Here is a 19,019-nt window from a genome sequence, read left to right as displayed (position 1 = left end):
AACTTTAAATTATAAAACTAGGTTAAAACAATTATTTTGCCTTGGCTTATCGAATTATCACTACCTAAAAAGAAATTGGATTGATTAGGTAATATTTTATAGGTAACTAAATCTGTTTTTTTATCACTTTCAAACATAGCAATAATACTTTTGAAAGTCAATACATTGGCATCAAAAATGATTTCGGTTTCTGGTTCAATATTTTTTAAATCTGATTTCAAAATAATTTTTTTAGATATTTTGTTTTCCAATCTAACATCCATTTTATCTGAAACAAAAACATAACGCTGCACGGTTTTTATTTTTTGAACAATTGCTGGTCTAAAAGTAAAAGCAAGTTTGATACCAAGCCAAACCAAAACGTCAAACAGCCAATTCTTTTTAAAATGTTTTTTATAAAATATTTGCATCGCGCCATAAAAGCGTTCTGCATATTTTTTATCTCTTAAAGTACTTTCTCCTTTGTAATGTATTACTGAAATTTTTCCGAAATAATAATTATCATATCCTGCATTTAGCACACAATAAGACAAATCGATATCTTCACCATACATAAAGTAATCTTCATCAAATCCTCCTAAATCAACATACAATCGTTTCCTTAAAAACATAAAGGCACCTACCAAAACATCTACTTTTCCAACCGCATTATTTTCTAAATGATTTGCATAATAATCATTTGAATTGCCTAATAATTTTTTAAACGCTGCATTTACCACTGGAACATTACGTTTACTTTCGGGTAAAAATTTACCAACACCATCTATCAATTTGCAACCAACAATACCTAAGTTTTCTTTAGTGGTAGAAAACTCTAACAATTTTTCAAAGGCATCTTCTGGTACTACGGTGTCTGGATTTAGAATACATAAATATTCACCTTTAGCTTTTTTAACACCGATATTATTCCCTTTAGAAAACCCAAAATTTTCTTTATTTTCAACAAGTACAACCTCCGGAAATAAATCTCTCACCATTTGGCAACTATCATCTTCAGAACTATTATCTACTACTATAATTTCGGCCTCTATATTAACAGTAGCCGCTTGCACACTTTTTAGACACAGTTCTAAAAAATAACGCACATTATAATTTAAAATGACTATAGAAAGCTTCAAAAGGCAATTATGATTTTAAGGAAGTTTCAAACGGAATTCTATTAACAATACTTCTTCCAAGAGTTACTTCATCAGCATATTCTAATTCATCACCTACAGAAATACCCCGGGCAATGGTAGAGGTTTGTACATTATACGCTTGAATTTGTTTATATATATAGAAATTTGTGGTATCCCCTTCCATAGTGGAACTTAACGCAAAAATGAGTTCTTCCACCTGACCTTCTTTAACCTTATGAACTAACGACTCAATATTCAAATCATGAGGTCCCACACCATCCATTGGTGAAATTTTACCTCCTAAAACGTGATACAAACCTTTAAAAGAACTGGTGTTTTCAATGGCCATTACATCACGAATATCTTCAACAACACAAATTATTTTTTCGTTTCTATGCGGGTTGGCACAAATTTCGCAAACATCTACGTCACTTATATTGTTACACGATTTACAGAATTTAATATCATTACGCATACTTTGTAAAGCTTCAGACAAAGCTTGAATTTGAGTTTTTGGTTGCTTAAGCATGTGTAAAACCAAACGCAATGCCGTACGCTTTCCTATACCTGGGAGTTGCGACATTTCATTAACTGCACGCTCTAATAATTTTGAGGAAAATTCCATAGATTGCGAAAATACTATTTAGACTTGAATTTCACTAATTTTTAAATCCTCTTTTAAATACCTTGTAATTGATTTGGATAATGAAATTTAATATTTGTAATTTGAAACCTTTAAATATTCTGTATGAATCCAACACAAATTCTTCTATTAATAGCCTCTTATTTTGGTATACTAATATTAATTTCATATTTAACTGGAAAAAAAAGCGACAATGATGCTTTTTTTAAAGCAAATAAACAAGCGCCTTGGTATGTTGTTGCTTTTGGAATGATTGGTGCCTCCCTTTCTGGTGTTACTTTTATTTCTGTTCCTGGCTGGATTGAAGCCTCGCAATTTAGTTACATGCAAGTGGTACTGGGCTACATTGTTGGCTATTTTGTAATTGGTACGGTTTTGTTACCTCTGTATTACAAGCTAAATCTAACATCCATATATACCTATTTAGAAACGCGCTTTGGCAATTATTCATACAAAACAGGCGCTTCTTTTTTCTTAATATCTCGGGTAGTTGGAGCCAGTTTTAGATTATACTTAGTTGCCAATGTACTACAAATTATATTGTTTGATGAACTTAATGTGGCTTTCTGGCAAACCGTTAGTATAACCGTCTTATTGATTTGGTTATATACCTTTAAATCTGGTATAAAAACTATTATTTGGACAGACACCTTGCAAACGTTATTTATGTTAACTGCGGTAGGCGTTGCAATAATAATTGTTAGTAGTGACTTAGGGATTGGCGGCAGCAACCTTCTTGGATATATTTTAGATAGCAATTTATCTAAAACTTTCTTTTTTGACGACTATAAGTCTGGAGATTATTTTTGGAAACAATTCATATCTGGTGCGTTTATAGCTATTGTTATGACAGGATTAGACCAAGATATGATGCAAAAAAACCTCACTTGTAAAACATTAAAAGATGCTCAAAAAAACATGTTTTGGTTTACCCTTGTTTTAACCATAGTTAACTTTGTATTTTTAAGTTTAGGATTACTTTTAACCGTTTACGCACAACAAAACGGTATTGATGCCCATAAAGACGAATTGTTCCCTATTTTAGCAAAAAACTATTTGGGTATTGGGGTGTTTGTGTTTTTTCTAATTGGATTGATAGCCGCAGCCTATAGTAGTGCAGATAGTGCTTTAACTTCACTTACAACATCTTTTAGTATCGATATTTTAGATATTGAAAAAAAACATACTAAAGACAAGCAAATAGCTATTCGGAAACGCATACATATTTTAGTTTCACTAATTCTAATATTGGTAATTATTGCCTTTAAATACGTTATTAAAGATGAAAGTGTCATTGCCAAGTTGTTTGTTTTTGCTGGTTATACCTATGGGCCACTGTTAGGACTTTATGCATTTGGATTATTTACAAATTGGAAAGTAAATGATAAATTAGTGCCTATCATTGCCATTTTATCACCTATTCTTTCCTATATTATTAGTGCCAATAGTTTAAAATGGTTCGGTTTTGAATTCGGCTTTTTTATATTGATTTTAAATGGATTATTAACTTTTTCAGGATTAATATTGATTCGTCGAAAGCAACACTAAAGTACATGCTGTTTCAAAACTAATATTGTTTTCTCTTAAAATTGTATAAAATTCTGGATTTTCAGTTCCAGGATTGAATAAAACACGTTTTGGTTTTAAAGAAATTATATAATTATAATAATCTTTTTGTCGTTCAAGATTAAGATATAAGGTAATAGTATGTATGTTTTTATAAAGCAACAAGTCTACATCAATTTTTACACCCGCAACTTCACCTGACTTTAATCCAAAAGCAACCACTTCAAAACCACTATCGACAAGCCTTTTAATAGCAAAATTAGAATACCTATTAGGTTTTAAAGATGCTCCAAACACTAATGTTTTCTTATCCATAATTTTTCTCAATTCCTATACTGAAATAACCAATTAAAACGTTTTAAATCTAAATACGAAAAGAATATTAGACTTAGAAAAAACTATTAAAATTACAGATTTTAATTTATTAGCTTATTAAAATACTTAAACAAATCGCCTTTAGTAATAACAGCACCTTGCTGTATCATATTGAATTTATCTAAGTTTTTATCTTCCGAATAGTCTTTTTCAGCTTGTAAAAACTCGACATTTTCATCCATTAAATTTTCGCGCAGCCATTGATATCCCTCTTTAGTAGTAATATCAACATCATTTTTTAGTGTAACCACTACAGCCTGCATATTATTTTTTTTCAACTTAAATAAATACATATGTTGCGGCGAAATATGCTCCAAATATTTGGCTTGGTTTAAAACACCTTCCCAAATTAAATCGCTAAACACATCCAATTCCATTTCTGCAACCTCTGGTTTATTCTCTTTTAAATTGGCCCACTCATCTGCTGTAACAGATTGCGTGGCTAAAAAGTTAATGAACTCTTGGTGTAGTTCTTCAAATTGTTCTTTGGTAAGTCTTGCGTATTTCATTTTAATAAAGTAAAACATTTGGACTGCCTCAATGTATAACATTTTAAACCTATTGAGCAGCTCGCTTTTTTTTGCGAATTTACAAATAAAAAATAGTTGCCACGAATACAAAAATTTAATAATTTCTGTATGCATAACAAAAAAACTATATGGTAATAATTATGACGCTATCCTTTCAACCATGCTCTACGCAAGGCAACCTGCGCATCAGTGGCGTCCGGTTTTGGAAGTAAAAGTTCACCTGATGTATAAGGTTGTGTGGTAGTCGTTTTAATAACAATTTGCTTTCCTAATCTAAATAATTTTACTTCAATTTCTTTCCCTGGCTCCCACATGTAAACATCTTGAAGAACCTCATTAGCATTTTGTATTGCAACAGGTGTTCCATTTATTTCTTTTATAATATCATTGGGCAACACCCCTTGTTCACTCCAAAAACTATTATCTGCAACAGCATCAGTAAAAAACAAACTTCCATCTTCATGATTGGCTGCAACAATTAGAGCAGCCCCATTTTGAATGTAATTTGTTGGTATTTGACCTTCGGCAACTTCTAACCCTACTTTTTCAAAAAACTCATTGTAATTTATAGGAGTTGTGCCAATAATATGTTTATCAAAAAAAGTTCTTAAAGAAGTATAGGTCATAGCTACAATTTCATCTATTAGCTTATCATCTTCAAATGGTTTATTTTTTCCATATTTCATTGATAATTCCTTCATCAAGGATAAAATACCACGCTGGCCATTACTTTCTTCTCTTAACAAAATATCAATACACATCCCAATTAAAGCACCTTTTTGGTACACATTATAATATTGCGAAGCATAAGGTTCATCTAAAACATTTTCGCTCATCACTGTAAAACTCATACTGTCATCTAATCGTAACGACCCCTGAATTTTTTCCATTATTTTCTTATAAAAAGCTGCTTCATCAATCAAATTTTGGTCCACTTGAAAAAGCGTTGCAAAATATTCAGTTACTCCTTCATACATCCATAAATGCTTCGAAAATGTAGGGTTGTTATAATCAAAATAATGTACATCTTCTGAATGCACACTCAAAGGTGTTACAATATGAAAAAACTCATGAGACACGACATCAATCATACCTTCTGCTAAAGCTTCGTCTGTATAAGCTTCTGGCATAACTACTACCGTACTTGTATGATGTTCTAAAGCTCCAAATCCTTTAGGAGCATCTTCTTCTCCATCAGATAAATATAAAAATATATCATATCGCGGTGTGCTATCAATATCTCCTAAATATCGTTTTTGAGCTTGCATCATTTTAAAAATGGTTTCCTTTAATGACTTTGCAGAATGTAATTTATTAGGGGAATACACACTCAAAACTATTTTAATATTCTCCACTTGAAATTCTTCAACATCAAAAAGACCATACATCATTGGATTGTCTGTAATATCAAAATATCTTGGAGCTAAATAATGCGATGTAATGGTTTTGCCATCTTTACTCATTTCAGTTCCTGTTTCTTGCAAAGCAGAAGTCCTGACGAAATTAGACGGTGCTGATACACTCAATTTATACTGATTGCTTTTTAATGAATCAAAATAGCCTATAAAACCATGAAGGTTTAACACATAATTATCAGGCTCAATATTAGTTCCTGCGGGTGAAAAAGGTTGTTCTCCACCAATACCTCCAACTTCCTCAATATCAAATGTATCATTTACGTAATATGTAATATAATCTAATTTTGTAGCCGTATTAATAATCCACGTGTTGGTATCAATTTTACTCACTGTAATTTCATTGCCTTTATAATCAAATGCTTTAAAATCATCTACATATTTACCAAAATCACCCACAGAATACGTACCCTGAACCACTCTTGGCAAACGATAAGTTACGGTTTCTGAAACAAAACGTCCTGGATTAATAATTACGGGTAATTTATCATTTTTAACAGCTGTTAAATCTATAGAAGTTTCAACAGGATTATTAGTGGCCAAATCATTAATTGCTTTTTTTGAAGCTGAACAATTAACCAGTAAAACACCTGCAAGTGTTGCTATTAATAGTCTCGTTTTCATAGGGTTTATATATTCATTTTTTGAAACGTCAAAAATAAGATTATGTAACGGGTTGGATTCATAAGATTTTGTTAAAAGATGAATTAGTATATTCGCAAAATGCAACCTATAGTGAGTATTCTAACGCCTTTTAAAAACACCGAATTATTTTTAGGTGACTGTATTATTTCCATATTAAAACAAACATACTCTCATTGGGAGTTGCTAATTGTTGATGATTTTTCAACGGATGGTAGTTATAAAATAGTAGAAGAATTTGCAAAAAAAGATGCTCGAATACAATTATTAAAAAATAAGAAACCGGGTATTATCCATGCGTTGCGTTTAGCACTATCAAAAAGCAAAGGCAATTTTATTACTAGAATGGATAGTGATGATATTATGTTTCCAAACAAATTAGAAAGCATGGTTTCTCAATTATGCACTTACGGATCGCAGCATATTGCCCTTGGATTGGTTAATTATTTTTCTGAAACAGGTATTAAAGAAGGTTATAAAAATTACGAAGTATGGTTAAATAAATTAACTAAAAAGGGGACTAATTATTCTGAAATATATAAAGAATGTGTCATTCCCTCCCCTTGTTGGATGATTCACAAAGAAGATTTAATAGCATGTGATGCATTTAACCCAGATAGATATCCTGAAGATTACGACTTAGCATTTCGGTTTTACAAATACAACATAAAATGCATTCCAAGCAATGTTATTCTTCATAAATGGCGTGATTATAGTTCTCGAGCCTCTCGAACCGATAAAAATTATGCAGAAAATCATTTTTTAAGTTTAAAATTAAAATATTTTATTGAACTGGATTACAACAAAAATAAAACCTTAGTGGTTTGGGGTGCTGGAAACAAAGGTAAAATTACCGCTAAAATACTGATTAACAACAACATTTCTTTTGAATGGATTTGCGACAACCCTAATAAAATAGGTAGAGATATTTATGGTAAAAAACTATTGGCTTTTGAAGCCTTGTCTTGTATTAAAAATCCTCAAAGTATCATAACAGTAGCCAATAAACAAGCCCAAAAAGAAATAAAATCCTATTTGAAACAACTTAATATGCAAGCACTTTTAGATTATGTTTTCTTTTGTTGATTCATTTCAACGTATTTGATTAATCGTTAATTATATTTTCTTTTCTCTATATTCTATTTTTTCCGTAGGTTTGACTAATCTAAATAAGACATGCAGTTTAAACATCCCGAACTTCTTTACGCTTTATTTCTACTACTCATTCCTATTATTGTCCATCTTTTTCAATTGCGAAAATTTCAAAAAGAGGACTTTACCAATGTGGCATTTTTAAAAAATGTAGTCCTTCAAACCAGAAAGAGTTCACAGCTAAAAAAATGGCTGGTTTTATTGTCCAGAATACTATTATTAGCCTGCCTAATAATCGCTTTTGCACAGCCTTTTAATGTCAAATCCAATACTTTTAACATCAATAAAGAAACTGTAATTTATTTAGATAATTCCTTTAGCATGCAAGCAAAAGGAAAACAAGGCCCTCTCTTTAAGCGTGCCGTTCAAGATTTAATAAGTAACCTTCCTGAAAATGAAACCGTTTCTATAGTAACTAATAATGCAATATTCAAAAACACCAATATCAAATTAGTAAAAAACGATTTGTTGCAACTTGATTATTCTGCAAATGCCTTAAACTATCATGCTGCTTTTTTAAAAGCTAAAAAACTTTTTAAAAAAACAAGTAGTTTTAAAAACTTAATATTCATTTCTGATTTTCAAGAAAGCAGCACCCCTTTTGAACCAAAAACAGACTCTTTAATTAACATACAAGCGGTTCAATTAAAACCAGAAACCCTCCACAACATTGCTATTGATAGCACCTATATTTCTGCAACAAACGCTACGCATTTAGAATTATCTGTATTATTGAAAAACACCGGAAAACCCATTGATAACTTACCAGTTTCATTGTATGATGGAGACAACTTAATTGCCAAAACATCAGTGAGAATTGAGCAAGAAGCTAAAGCCTATTTTTCATTTCCTATTAATAACATTATCAATGGTAAAATAAGCATTGAAGATACCCAACTGCAATTTGATAACACTTTATTTTTCAACATCAATAAACCGTCAAAAATCAATGTGCTTTCAATTAGCGAAGCCGATGATGCTTTTTTAAAACGTATTTACACCCAAGATGAATTCAACTATACATCTACGCCACTAACTCAATTAAACTACGCCATTTTAGAACAGCAACATCTTATTATCTTAAACGAATTAGATAATATTCCAAACAATTTATCAAACACTTTAAAATCAGCCACTAAACAAGGCAGTTTATTACTAATCATTCCTTCTAAAAAAAGTGATTTATTGTCTTACAATACACTCTTAACTACATTTGGAGTACAATTTAATGCGCTATCAGAAACCGAAAAGAACATAACAACTATTAATTTTTCTCATCCACTTTACAGCAATGGGGTTTTTGAAAAACAAGTAAAAAACTTTCAATATCCAAAAGTGAATACATATTTTGGTTTAAAATCAACTATAAGTACCGCTGCATTGCAATTTGAAGATAGCAGCCCTTTTTTATTTGAAAAAAATGGTGCATATATTATTACCGCCCCTTTAAGTAATGAAAATTCTAATTTTAAAAATTCACCATTAATAGTTCCAAGCCTATATAATATTGGAGCAAGCAGTTTAAAAATGCCGCCTTTATATTATTCTATTGGAAATGACAATCGCTTTGATGTAAGTGTCCAATTGCAACAAGACGCTATTTTATCTATTGTAAGCAGTACTACAAATTTGATTCCACGCCAACAGTATTTCAATAACAAAGTTTCCATTAAAACAGATACGAACCCCTCTATGGCAGGGATTTATACCATTAAAAACAACCAAGAATCTATTCAAAACATAAGTTATAATTACAATAGAAACGAAAACCTTTTACAATATCAAGACCTTTCTCATTTAAAACATGTAACAGTAAATGATTCTATAATGGACACCTTTGAGTCTATAAAAAGTCATGAAAAAGTTAATGTGCTATGGAAATGGTTTGTTATTTTTGCATTGATATTCCTGATTGTTGAATTGGTAATCTTAAAATATTTTAAATGAACGTACTTATAAAATCGGCCACTATCATTGATTCAAAAAGTGAGTTTCATAATACCACTCAAGATCTCTTAATTGAAAATGGTATCATTTCACAAATTGGAAGCAACTTAAAAAACCCTAATAACTATCAAGAAATAATATTAGAAAACCTTCATATATCTCAAGGTTGGTTTGATAGTAGTGTTAGCTTTGGTGAACCTGGTTTTGAAGAGCGAGATACCATACAAAACGGACTAAAAACAGCAGCAACTTCTGGGTTTACAGCCGTTGCCATGAATGCCGACACGCATCCCGTTTTAGATACCAATGCCGATATAAGTTTTGTATTAAGTAAAGCCAATCACCATGCTGTAACTATACTACCTATTGGAGCGCTTACAAGAAACAGTAAAAGTGAAGACTTAGCTGAATTGTATGATATGAAAAATGCAGGTGCTGTTGCTTTTTATGATTATAAAAAACCCATTTGCAACCCAAACCTAATGAAAATTGCCTTGCAATACGCCAGCAATTTTGACGGTTTGGTATGTTCTTTTCCACAAGACAATAAAATTGCAGGTGCGGGGGTTATGAATGAAAATATAAACAGTACCAAATTAGGCCTAAAAGGAAATCCAGCACTTGCTGAAACCATGCAGGTGGCTCGCGACTTATTTTTATTAGAATATACTGGTGGAAAATTACATATCCCTACCATTTCAGCAGCAGAATCAGTAATGTTGATTCGGGAAGCAAAAAAGAAAAAACTAAATATTTCCTGTAGTGTGGCCATTCATAATTTGTACTTTACAGATGATGTTTTAAGTGACTTCAACACCCATTTTAAAGTTTTGCCCCCCCTACGAACCCAAACAGATATAAACGCGCTTATTGAAGGCGTAAAAGATGGTACTATTGATATGGTTACTACCGATCATACCCCTTTAAATATTGAAGAAAAAAAGATTGAATTTGATCATGCTGCTTATGGTACTATTGGTTTAGAAAGTGCTTTTGGCGCTTTACAATCTATCTTCACTTTAAAAAAGACCATTGATTTATTAACCAAAGGTAAATCCAGATTTGGATTAGAAAACACACCAATCAACATTGGAAATAAAATAAACTGCACACTTTTCAACCCAGATACCAAGTACACATTCTCTACCAAAAATATTGTTTCTAAGTCTAAAAACGCCATTTTTGAAGGCGAAGATTTAAAAGGACAGGTATATGGTGTTTTAGCAAATAATCAAGTGGCTTTAAATTAATTATCATGACAAATCAAGATATAGAAGAAGGAAAAGGACTGGCAATTATTAGTTACCTAACCATTATTGGAACTATTATTGCTTTTTTTATGAACAACGACAAAAAGAATGCTTTTACATCTTTTCATACAAGACAAGCTTTAGGTTTATGGCTTACCTACTTTGTATTAGCTTGGTTGGTTAGCGGATTCGATAATTGGTTTGCTACCTTAGGCTTTTGGTTCTTTTTTGGTATACTATTTATTTATGGCTTTATTCATGCCGTTATGGGAAAACCCCAAGAAGTCCCAATTTTAGGACATTTATTTCAAAAATGGTTTGCAAGCATAGGAAATTAATATGACAAACAACACACTTTCACTCAAACATATCATACGTAAATCTAAGCTTACTGCTAATGCCCCTTTATTAATTATGCTACATGGTTATGGCAGTGATGAAAACGATTTGTTTTCTTTTGCGAGCGAATTGCCCGAAGAATTTTTTATCATATCCGTCAAAGCGCCCTACCCAATGCAACCCTTTGGAAATGCTTGGTACGCTATCAACTTTGATGCAGAAAAAGGTAAATGGAGCGATAATGAACAAGCTAAAGAATCTCGTGATTTAATTGCTAAATTTATAGATGAAGCTGTTAAAGCATATCCTGTAGATAGAGATAATGTGTCACTGTTAGGCTTTAGCCAAGGCTGTATTTTAAGCTATGCCGTAGCCTTATCTTACCCTGAAAAAGTAAAAAATGTTGTAGCCCTAAGTGGTTATTTAAATAAGGATATTTTAGCTAAAGATTTTGAAAACAATAACTTTTCAAATTTAGATTTTTATTGTTCGCATGGTAGTGTAGACCAAGTAATTCCAGTAGATTGGGCAAGGCAAGCAACACCATTTTTATCCGAACTTAATATTAAAAATAGTTACGCTGAATTTCCTGTAGGACATGGCGTAGCACCACAAAATTTTTATGAGTTCCGTGAATGGCTCAATACTAAAATTTAATAATTAAAATAGTTAAAAAAACCTCATTTGGTTTCATGTATACAAACATGTTAGAAAACATTTATAATGGCCATCCTAAAAAAAATAAACTTATTCTCTAAACTGACATTATTATTTGCTGTAGCCATGTTTTTTTACGGAATAATTTGCCGAATAATCCCCATCTATTTCTTCTGGGAAAGTTTGTATTTAAGCGGTATTATATTTTTAATGGGAATATTTTTTGTTTTAAATTATGAATCAAAAAAAAGAAAATCCAAAGCAAAATCAACGACTGTACTGATAATTGGAAAAGTTCTTATTGTTGTAAATATTGGTATGTTTGTATTAATTAATATCATTTTTAATAATTCTGACGCTCTTAAAACTATAGAAAATCACCTAAAAGTCAATATAGAATTAATAAATGAGATTGGACAAATAAACAGTATTGTTGCATTACCTATTGGAACAATAAATACTAAAAGAAATAATAGTGGAGAAAGTGGAAATGCTACTTTCACATTACTCTTGAAAGGTGAAAAAGAATATAAAGAAATGAGTTTTTCAGCTCAAAAGAGCATTGATACAGATTGGAGAATAATTGATAAATAATTAAAAAAACACTAATACAACATACAAACTGTGGTATAGTCCATAACCATTTATCACTCCCCATATAAAAAATCAAAAAATAACCAAAAGTGACAAAAGTCACATTTTAACTCAAAAACACATCGTACATTTGCGATAAGAAATATGAATAGAAGTTTAGAACATATAGAATACAAAGCAGACACCGAAGCATTAGCAAAATATGCCAAGGCCTTAAGTCACCCAACACGTGTAGCCATTTTAAAACATCTTGAAAACCAATCCTGTTGTTTTACTGGTGATTTGATGGATGTATTTCCATTGGCTCAGTCTACAATTTCTCAACATCTTAAAGAATTAAAAAATGCAGGGTTAATTCAAGGAGAATTAAAACCGCCTAAAATAAAATACTGTATCAATCAAAACAACTGGCAAGCTGCAAAATCATTATTTCAGCAGTTTTTTGAGTGATATTTTTTAATAATCATATCGTTTATTGGCGATAAACAAATTATAATTTATTATGAGTAAAGTAATTAAAATATTAGGAACAGGTTGTCCTAAATGTCAAACAATGACAGGCGTTGTAAAAAGTGTAGTTACAGAAAATAACATAGATGCGAGCATCGAAAAAGTTGATGATATCATGGAAATAATGAAGTACCATATCTTGATTACTCCTGCTCTTGTCATTGATGGTGACATAACCATAAAAGGTCGAGTGCCATCTAAAGATGAAGTATTGGCTCTTTTAAAGTAAAGTATACCATGAATTACCAAATTAAAGCGTCTTCTATTTCAAATAGAGACGCTAATATTTACATAAAGGAATCAAATATCAATTTTGGAACCACTTCAAAAACATCAGAAACCTTAGCAAATCCAGCAGAGCTATTTTTAGGATCTATAGCTGCTTGTATACTTAAAAATGTGGAGCGTTTTTCAGAAATGATGAATTTTAACTACTCGAAAGCAATGGTTGATGTTCGTGCAACACGTTTGAATAGTCCTCCTAGAGTAAGTAACATTATTTACAATTTAAGTATATACAGCAACGATAAAAAATTGAATATGGACTTACTAAAAAAAAACATTGAAAAATTTGGCACCATTTACAACACTGTAAAACTGTCTTGCACTATTTCTGGAACTATTAAAATTATTGAAAATGTTTGATTGGTTACAACACTTTGCTGATTGGCTGATATATTCGGTTTTCAAAGTTGGAGCAGAAACACATTTGGGAACAGCTCTAAATTTCTTTGTATATGATACACTAAAAATTCTAATTCTACTTTTCATTATAGTCTTTATTATGGGGATTGTAAATACTTATTTCCCCATTGATAAACTAAAAGACTACCTAAACAGAAAAAAACTTTACGGCTTAGAATACTTTTTTTCATCATTATTCGGAGCCATTACACCTTTTTGTTCTTGCTCTTCTGTACCGCTATTTATAGGATTTGTACAGGGAGGCATTCCATTAGGTGTCACCTTTTCTTTTTTAATTACCTCGCCTTTAGTAAATGAAGTTGCTGTTGCCATGTTTCTTGGTATGTTTGGCGTTAAGGCTACTTTAATTTACGCTATTTCTGGTATTTTATTAGGTACGCTTGGTGGTTGGATTTTAGGTAAGTTTAAACTTGAACCTTTACTTTCTGATTGGGTTAAAAAGATTCTTGATAATAAAATACAACAAACTGAATTTACAGAAGAAAAACGAACATTTAAACAAAGACTACCTGAAATTACTCAAAGTGCTTGGGATATAGTAAAAGGGGTTCTGCTATATGTTATCATAGGTATTGCTATTGGAGCTGCCATGCACGGTTATGTTCCTGAAAACTTTTTTAACACCTATTTAGGTGGTGGTGAATGGTGGACAGTACCACTTGCCGTTATTGTTGCAGTACCCATGTATGCTAATGCAGCAGGCATTGTTCCCGTTATTCAAGTTTTTGTTGCCAAAGGTGTGCCTTTGGGTACCGCCATAGCCTTTATGATGGCAACCGTTGGTTTATCCATTCCCGAGGCAACCTTGCTTAAAAAAGTTATGTCCATCAAATTAATTGCTATCTTTTTTGGAGTTGTTACGCTCTGTATCATCCTTTCAGGATTTCTCTTTAATATCATTTTATAACCTATAAATCAATAAAAAATGAACACAATTAAGTTTATCACAGTTTTAGCCATCAGTTTTATGTTTACTGCATGCAATGGTCAAAAAAAAAGTAACAATCAATCTTTAAACGAAACGACTTCTAAAATAGAGGTTTTTGATTTCCATTCTACACACCGATGTATGACCTGCAATGCCATAGAAGCAAATACAAAATTCACTTTGGAAACGTATTTTTCAGATGAGTTGAAATCAGATAAAATTACCTTCCAAACTATTAATGTAGATAAAAAAGAAAACGAAAAAATTGCTGAAAAATTTGAAGCTGCCGGTACCGCTTTAATTTTAAATATAATTAAAAACGGTAATGAAACTAAAATTGACTTAACCGAATTTGCTTTTATGAACGGAAATAACCAAGGTGTTTTTTCTAAAGAGCTAAAAGCCAAAATTGATAAAGAACTAAAAACACTGTAAATGGATTTTTTACAATCGCTTTTAGAAAATTATAACATCCCGATTCTATCAGCCTTAATACTCGGACTAATGACAGCCATTAGTCCGTGTCCTTTGGCTACTAATATAACTGCAACCGCTTTTATATCTAAAAATATTTCAAGCAAACGTAAAGTGTTTTTAAGTGGATTATTATATTCATTAGGACGCGGCTTTAGTTATACCGTTATTGGTTTAATTTTATATTTTGGTGCCAGTAAGTTTCATATTGCTAGATTTTTCAATCAAAATGGTGAAAAATATTTAGGCCCTTTACTTATAATAATTGGTTTAATTATGCTGAATGTTATCAAGCTTAATTTTTTAGGAAAGTCAAATTTTGAAGAAAAAATATCTGAAAAATTCAAAGATAAGGGCTTATTAGGTTCCTTTTTGATAGGTATTATTTTTGCCTTAGCATTTTGTCCTTATAGTGGAGCTTTATTTTTTGGTATGCTTATTCCCATGACTATTGCCTCAGTAGATGGGCTTTATTTACCAGTCATTTTCGCCTTTGGAACGGGGCTTCCGGTTATTTTATTCACCTACTTATTAGCGTTTACTGCTGGAAAAGTTGGTGTGTTTTATAACCGAATTACAAAAATTGAAAAAATAATGCGTCATGTGGCTGGGGTTGTTTTTATAATTACAGGCTTGTATTATGTTTTTATTTTTATAGGCCTATGGAAATAAATTTAAAACAGAACTCCACAATGATTATACGTTAATTATCAACAAACTAAAATAATTTAATTGTATAGGTTGACATTACTATTAAAGTTTGAGATTGGTAAATATCTACTTAATGAAAAAATACATTGTTCATATTTTAGTCCTATCAGAGAGACAACTTAAATATTACAATCATCTTTACCCCATGCATCCAAACCTCTTAAAATAATTTCAAGAGAATGCCCTCTTCTGGTTAAACCATATTCCACTTTTGGAGGCACTACAGGGTATACTTTTCTGAATATAAGTCCGTCCTTTTCTAATTCTCTAACAGTTTGTGTAAACATTTTATTTGAGATATCTGGTATTTTTTTTTGCAATATTCCCGAACGCAAATCAGCTTCTAATAGGTGAAATAATATTAAAGGTTTCCATTTTGTTCCTATTAAATTCATAGTATAATTTAAAGGACAGTTAATTTTTTTACTCAAAATAACAATTTAATATATTAATAATCAATATTTTACTCATTTAGGTAACTACACTACTTTTTTGTAAGTTATTGTATATAAAGCAAATATAAACTATTTTTGCTGTCTAAATTATACGTTATGACAACAAATAAAAATTATCCAAAATCATTTTCACATATTGGAATAACCGTTCCTGATATAAAAGAAGCTGTTACATTCTATTCAGAAGTCATGGGCTGGTATGTTATTATGGAACCTTCTAAAGTTAAAAAGGAAACAGAAACAGCTATTGGACAAATGTGTATTGATGTTTTTGGTAACGATTGGACAGAATTTGAAATTGCTCATTTAGCCACTTCAGATGGTATTGGCGTTGAATTATTTTCCTTTCCGCAGGGTAATAAAAAAGCACCAGAATTTAATCCATTCAACACAGGGTTATTTCATTTTTGTGTTCAGGATCCAAATATTGAAGCACTTATTGATAAAATCGTATCATATGGTGGCAAACAAAGAATGCCTATTAGAGAGTATTATCCAGAAGATAAACCTTTTAAAATGTGTTATGTTGAAGATCCTTTCGGAATTGTTTTTGAAATCTACACCCATAGTTATGAATTGACATACTCCTCGGGTGCTTATGCTAAATAAAACCATTATAAAAAAAATCCAGCATAATGCTGGATTTTTTATTCTATAAATTAAATGATTAAGAATTCACAACCAGTCTAAAACCTTCACCGTGAATGTTCAATATTTCTACGCGTTCATCTAATTTTAAATATTTTCGCAATTTGGCAATATATACATCCATACTACGAGAGGTAAAATAATTATCATCCCTCCATATTTTTGTTAATGCTAAAGCTCTTGGCATTAAATCATTTTCATGCAATGCTAATAATCGCAACAATTCATTTTCTTTTGGCGATAGTTTGACAGGATCACCTCCTTTAAATTTTAAAAATCGCAATTTAGAATTCAAATCGAAATGACCAATTTTAAACTCAAATTGTTTACTATCAGAAATAGTTTCGGTAGCCTTACGTTGAATAATTGCTTTAATTTTCATTAATAACACCTCGCTATCAAAAGGCTTATTTAAATAGTCATCTGCTCCTACTTTATAACCTTTCAATACATCCTCTTTCATCGCTTTTGCTGTTAAGAATATAATAGGTACGTCTTTATTCTTTTCGCGTATTTCCTTTGCTAATGTAAAGCCATCTTTATAAGGCATCATAACATCCAAAATACACAAATCATAATCATCTTTTTTAAACTTCTCAAAGCCTTCCATACCGTTTTTTGCATGAATTACTTCATAATCGTTCATCATTAAATAATCTTTAAGAACCGTTCCAAAATTTGGATCATCTTCTACTAATAAAATTTTTTTCTCTTGTACTTCCATATTATTACGATATTAATGGAAGCTTTATGGTAAATGTGCTTCCTTTATCTAATTCACTTTCTACTGATACATGACCTTGATGGTCTTCTACAATTCTTTTAACATAAGCCAAACCTAAGCCATGGCCTTTTACATTATGAATATTTCCGGTATGCTCTCTATAAAATTTTTCAAACACCCGTTTTTGAGCCGCTTTACTCATGCCGCTACCGTGGTCTCTAATTTTTAATAAAATATCTGTTCCTACATTTTCAGTATACACCTCAATTTTTGGAGCATTTGGCGAGTACTTAATAGCATTATCTAAAACATTTACAATAACATTTGTAAAATGTGAGTCATTAGCTAAAACAGTATCTCGTTCTGCTTTTAAATAAGGTTTTATATAGCCTTCTCTATTTTCAACAATCAATTCAACATGCGTAATAGCTTCTTCTATTAAGTCATGTAAATCTACTTTATCCTTACTAATATTTAGTTCATTCTTTTCTAGTTTAGACATTCTAAGCACATTTTCAACCTGGGCATGCATGCGTTTATTTTCTTCTTTAATCATACCAAGGTATCTCAAAACCTTTTCTTTATCCTCAATAATTTTAGGGTTTTTAATAGCATCCAAAGCTAAATTGATAGTAGCAATTGGGGTTTTAAACTCATGCGTCATATTATTGATGAAATCGGTTTTTATCTGAGCTATTTTACGCTGTTTTACAAGCTGATAAAGTGCTCCCGTGTAAGCTATAATAATAATAGACGTAAAAATAAAAGATAACAAAATCATCCCTATCATAGATGATAAAATAAACTTTTTATCACCTGGAAAATTCACCAAAAGGCGATAGGTACTTTGGTTATTTTCATCATAAAACATAGGGACACTAAAGGTTGATGACTCATTGTAATCAAACTCTTCACTGTGTACTTTTGTTGCTAAATCTTTACTATATATAGCAAATTCAAAATCGATATCAATATCAAATTCTGCCAATTTTTTAGCAAGTAGAAACTCAATCTCTTCACCTGAAACACGTTTATGAATAGGTGTTCTTTTAGATATAGCCTTAAAATTTTTCTCAAAATCCAATTTTTGAGCTTCCATCAAACGCCCACTATTAATAATATTTAAAATAGGTGTTTGATTTGAGTTTTTTTCTGAAAACTCAATATTTTTATAAATTTCTGTACTAGAACTTCCTATGATACTATTAAAATCAATACTGTCTAAACCAATGTCAAAGAGCGATGAGGATAACTTATAATTTTCCTTTAAAATACCATTTTTATATATAATTGTTTCCTTGGTATCGTTGTTCTGCTGATATATAAATAATTGAGAAACAGATGTAGAATCAACTTCTTTTTTGTCTCTTACTAAAGTCTGAAATTTCTCAAAATATGTAGCTAACTCGTCTTTTTCAACCGTATTGGATACATACACCAAAGCTGTTTTTACATTATGATTAAAACGATCATCAGCATTTTTAACAGCATCATTAATATAATATGCTTGAACAAAGATGATTCCGATGAGTGATAAACTCATCAACAACACCAACATAACAAATATTTTTTTGCTCATTGTTCAAATTTAACATTTTAACATTTAGTGCTATGACCATTTAACCTTACATTAACA

The 19,019-nt window shown here is 31.0% G+C and carries 22 protein-coding genes; 14 read left to right on the top strand and 8 right to left on the bottom strand.

Annotation, left to right across the window (positions count from 1 at the left end):
• Window positions 1-17: 17 nt before the first annotated feature.
• Both APS56_RS16525 and recR read right to left on the bottom strand, forming a co-directional pair.
• Window positions 18-1,118 carry a glycosyltransferase family 2 protein gene (locus APS56_RS16525; protein WP_054730975.1) on the bottom strand — a complete coding sequence of 367 codons (1,101 nt, stop codon included), beginning with the start codon at window positions 1,116-1,118 and terminating at the stop codon, window positions 18-20.
• A 7-nt stretch (window positions 1,119-1,125) separates the two neighbouring features.
• Window positions 1,126-1,743, bottom strand: a complete 618-nt coding sequence (gene recR, locus APS56_RS16520) for a recombination mediator RecR (RefSeq protein ID WP_054730973.1) — start codon at window positions 1,741-1,743, stop codon at window positions 1,126-1,128.
• Window positions 1,744-1,866: 123 nt separating this feature from the next.
• Between recR and APS56_RS16515 the strand changes: the two genes are divergently transcribed.
• Window positions 1,867-3,309 carry a sodium:solute symporter gene (locus APS56_RS16515; protein ID WP_054730971.1) on the top strand — a complete coding sequence of 481 codons (1,443 nt, stop codon included), beginning with the start codon at window positions 1,867-1,869 and terminating at the stop codon, window positions 3,307-3,309.
• Here the strand turns inward: APS56_RS16515 and APS56_RS16510 are convergent.
• The 3 genes from APS56_RS16510 to APS56_RS16500 form a co-directional block, all read right to left on the bottom strand.
• Complete coding sequence (locus tag APS56_RS16510; protein WP_054730969.1) at window positions 3,280-3,642, bottom strand: CoA-binding protein; 363 nt, start codon at window positions 3,640-3,642, stop codon at window positions 3,280-3,282. The two genes, APS56_RS16515 and APS56_RS16510, sit on opposite strands and share 30 nt — an antisense overlap.
• A 101-nt stretch (window positions 3,643-3,743) precedes the next feature.
• The gene (locus tag APS56_RS16505; RefSeq protein WP_054731463.1) at window positions 3,744-4,211 is read right to left on the bottom strand and encodes a DUF6495 family protein; all 468 of its coding nucleotides are present in this window, start codon (window positions 4,209-4,211) and stop codon (window positions 3,744-3,746) included.
• A gap of 167 nt (window positions 4,212-4,378) precedes the next feature.
• Window positions 4,379-6,271 carry a M61 family metallopeptidase gene (locus APS56_RS16500; RefSeq protein ID WP_054731461.1) on the bottom strand — a complete coding sequence of 631 codons (1,893 nt, stop codon included), beginning with the start codon at window positions 6,269-6,271 and terminating at the stop codon, window positions 4,379-4,381.
• Window positions 6,272-6,370: 99 nt separating this feature from the next.
• On the opposite strand from APS56_RS16500, the gene APS56_RS16495 reads away from it, so the two are divergent.
• The 12 genes from APS56_RS16495 (at window position 6,371) to APS56_RS16440 (ending at window position 15,517) form a co-directional block, all read left to right on the top strand.
• On the top strand, window positions 6,371-7,375 hold the full coding sequence (locus APS56_RS16495; RefSeq protein ID WP_054730966.1) for a glycosyltransferase family 2 protein: 1,005 nt from the start codon (window positions 6,371-6,373) through the stop codon (window positions 7,373-7,375).
• 90 nt (window positions 7,376-7,465) lie between these two features.
• Window positions 7,466-9,388 carry a BatA domain-containing protein gene (locus tag APS56_RS16490; RefSeq protein ID WP_054730964.1) on the top strand — a complete coding sequence of 641 codons (1,923 nt, stop codon included), beginning with the start codon at window positions 7,466-7,468 and terminating at the stop codon, window positions 9,386-9,388.
• Entirely contained in the window at window positions 9,385-10,638 is a 1,254-nt protein-coding gene (locus APS56_RS16485; protein WP_054730961.1) for a dihydroorotase, read from the top strand. The genes APS56_RS16490 and APS56_RS16485 overlap by 4 nt, the downstream gene beginning before the upstream one ends.
• Window positions 10,639-10,643: 5 nt before the next feature.
• On the top strand, window positions 10,644-10,976 hold the full coding sequence (locus APS56_RS16480; protein ID WP_054730959.1) for a magnetosome magnetite crystal formation protein family: 333 nt from the start codon (window positions 10,644-10,646) through the stop codon (window positions 10,974-10,976).
• 1 nt (window position 10,977) lies between these two features.
• Window positions 10,978-11,634, top strand: a complete 657-nt coding sequence (locus APS56_RS16475) for an alpha/beta hydrolase (protein WP_054730957.1) — start codon at window positions 10,978-10,980, stop codon at window positions 11,632-11,634.
• 66 nt (window positions 11,635-11,700) lie between these two features.
• Window positions 11,701-12,228, top strand: a complete 528-nt coding sequence (locus APS56_RS16470) for a cytochrome c oxidase assembly factor Coa1 family protein (protein WP_157757696.1) — start codon at window positions 11,701-11,703, stop codon at window positions 12,226-12,228.
• Between the two features lie 144 nt (window positions 12,229-12,372).
• Window positions 12,373-12,678 (top strand): ArsR/SmtB family transcription factor, encoded by a 306-nt coding sequence (locus tag APS56_RS16465; protein WP_054730951.1) that lies wholly within the window; start codon window positions 12,373-12,375, stop codon window positions 12,676-12,678.
• Between the two features lie 52 nt (window positions 12,679-12,730).
• Entirely contained in the window at window positions 12,731-12,967 is a 237-nt protein-coding gene (locus tag APS56_RS16460; protein ID WP_054730949.1) for a thioredoxin family protein, read from the top strand.
• An 8-nt stretch (window positions 12,968-12,975) separates the two neighbouring features.
• Window positions 12,976-13,383 (top strand): OsmC family protein, encoded by a 408-nt coding sequence (locus APS56_RS16455; protein WP_054730947.1) that lies wholly within the window; start codon window positions 12,976-12,978, stop codon window positions 13,381-13,383.
• Window positions 13,376-14,350, top strand: coding sequence for a permease (locus APS56_RS16450; RefSeq protein ID WP_054730944.1), 975 nt, complete (start codon window positions 13,376-13,378; stop codon window positions 14,348-14,350). Before APS56_RS16455 ends, APS56_RS16450 begins: the two co-directional genes overlap by 8 nt.
• An 18-nt stretch (window positions 14,351-14,368) precedes the next feature.
• On the top strand, window positions 14,369-14,806 hold the full coding sequence (locus APS56_RS16445; protein ID WP_054730941.1) for a nitrophenyl compound nitroreductase subunit ArsF family protein: 438 nt from the start codon (window positions 14,369-14,371) through the stop codon (window positions 14,804-14,806).
• Window positions 14,807-15,517 carry an aromatic aminobenezylarsenical efflux permease ArsG family transporter gene (locus tag APS56_RS16440; protein ID WP_054730938.1) on the top strand — a complete coding sequence of 237 codons (711 nt, stop codon included), beginning with the start codon at window positions 14,807-14,809 and terminating at the stop codon, window positions 15,515-15,517.
• 158 nt (window positions 15,518-15,675) lie between these two features.
• Here the strand turns inward: APS56_RS16440 and APS56_RS16435 are convergent, their stop codons facing one another.
• On the bottom strand, window positions 15,676-15,951 hold the full coding sequence (locus APS56_RS16435) for a winged helix-turn-helix transcriptional regulator (RefSeq protein WP_054730935.1): 276 nt from the start codon (window positions 15,949-15,951) through the stop codon (window positions 15,676-15,678).
• 156 nt (window positions 15,952-16,107) lie between these two features.
• Here APS56_RS16435 and APS56_RS16430 point away from each other — a divergent pair, with 156 nt between their 5' ends.
• Window positions 16,108-16,620, top strand: coding sequence for a VOC family protein (locus APS56_RS16430; protein WP_054730931.1), 513 nt, complete (start codon window positions 16,108-16,110; stop codon window positions 16,618-16,620).
• A gap of 58 nt (window positions 16,621-16,678) precedes the next feature.
• Here APS56_RS16430 and APS56_RS16425 read toward each other — a convergent pair whose 3' ends face one another.
• Window positions 16,679-17,383 (bottom strand): response regulator transcription factor, encoded by a 705-nt coding sequence (locus tag APS56_RS16425; RefSeq protein ID WP_054730927.1) that lies wholly within the window; start codon window positions 17,381-17,383, stop codon window positions 16,679-16,681.
• 4 nt (window positions 17,384-17,387) lie between these two features.
• Entirely contained in the window at window positions 17,388-18,962 is a 1,575-nt protein-coding gene (locus APS56_RS16420; RefSeq protein ID WP_054730925.1) for a sensor histidine kinase, read from the bottom strand.
• Between the last annotated feature and the right edge of the window lie 57 nt (window positions 18,963-19,019).

It is taken from the genome of Pseudalgibacter alginicilyticus, from assembly GCF_001310225.1.
GTDB classification, from domain to species: domain Bacteria; phylum Bacteroidota; class Bacteroidia; order Flavobacteriales; family Flavobacteriaceae; genus Pseudalgibacter; species Pseudalgibacter alginicilyticus.
Note: the sequence above shows the minus strand (reverse complement) of the source record. Positions and strands in the feature narration are given on the sequence as shown.

Bases quoted from the DNA above. Each gene is read 5' to 3' on its own strand.
- recR (WP_054730973.1), bottom strand. From the start codon at position 1,743: ATGGAATTTTCCTCAAAATTATTAGAGCGTGCAGTTAATGAAATGTCG.
- APS56_RS16515 (WP_054730971.1), top strand. From the start codon at position 1,867: ATGAATCCAACACAAATTCTTCTATTAATAGCCTCTTATTTTGGTATA.
- APS56_RS16510 (WP_054730969.1), bottom strand. From the start codon at position 3,642: ATGGATAAGAAAACATTAGTGTTTGGAGCATCTTTAAAACCTAATAGG.
- APS56_RS16505 (WP_054731463.1), bottom strand. From the start codon at position 4,211: ATGAAATACGCAAGACTTACCAAAGAACAATTTGAAGAACTACACCAA.
- APS56_RS16500 (WP_054731461.1), bottom strand. From the start codon at position 6,271: ATGAAAACGAGACTATTAATAGCAACACTTGCAGGTGTTTTACTGGTT.
- APS56_RS16495 (WP_054730966.1), top strand. From the start codon at position 6,371: ATGCAACCTATAGTGAGTATTCTAACGCCTTTTAAAAACACCGAATTA.
- APS56_RS16490 (WP_054730964.1), top strand. From the start codon at position 7,466: ATGCAGTTTAAACATCCCGAACTTCTTTACGCTTTATTTCTACTACTC.
- APS56_RS16485 (WP_054730961.1), top strand. From the start codon at position 9,385: ATGAACGTACTTATAAAATCGGCCACTATCATTGATTCAAAAAGTGAG.
- APS56_RS16480 (WP_054730959.1), top strand. From the start codon at position 10,644: ATGACAAATCAAGATATAGAAGAAGGAAAAGGACTGGCAATTATTAGT.
- APS56_RS16475 (WP_054730957.1), top strand. From the start codon at position 10,978: ATGACAAACAACACACTTTCACTCAAACATATCATACGTAAATCTAAG.
- APS56_RS16470 (WP_157757696.1), top strand. From the start codon at position 11,701: ATGGCCATCCTAAAAAAAATAAACTTATTCTCTAAACTGACATTATTA.
- APS56_RS16465 (WP_054730951.1), top strand. From the start codon at position 12,373: ATGAATAGAAGTTTAGAACATATAGAATACAAAGCAGACACCGAAGCA.
- APS56_RS16460 (WP_054730949.1), top strand. From the start codon at position 12,731: ATGAGTAAAGTAATTAAAATATTAGGAACAGGTTGTCCTAAATGTCAA.
- APS56_RS16455 (WP_054730947.1), top strand. From the start codon at position 12,976: ATGAATTACCAAATTAAAGCGTCTTCTATTTCAAATAGAGACGCTAAT.
- APS56_RS16450 (WP_054730944.1), top strand. From the start codon at position 13,376: ATGTTTGATTGGTTACAACACTTTGCTGATTGGCTGATATATTCGGTT.
- APS56_RS16445 (WP_054730941.1), top strand. From the start codon at position 14,369: ATGAACACAATTAAGTTTATCACAGTTTTAGCCATCAGTTTTATGTTT.
- APS56_RS16440 (WP_054730938.1), top strand. From the start codon at position 14,807: ATGGATTTTTTACAATCGCTTTTAGAAAATTATAACATCCCGATTCTA.
- APS56_RS16435 (WP_054730935.1), bottom strand. From the start codon at position 15,951: ATGAATTTAATAGGAACAAAATGGAAACCTTTAATATTATTTCACCTA.
- APS56_RS16430 (WP_054730931.1), top strand. From the start codon at position 16,108: ATGACAACAAATAAAAATTATCCAAAATCATTTTCACATATTGGAATA.
- APS56_RS16425 (WP_054730927.1), bottom strand. From the start codon at position 17,383: ATGGAAGTACAAGAGAAAAAAATTTTATTAGTAGAAGATGATCCAAAT.
- APS56_RS16420 (WP_054730925.1), bottom strand. From the start codon at position 18,962: ATGAGCAAAAAAATATTTGTTATGTTGGTGTTGTTGATGAGTTTATCA.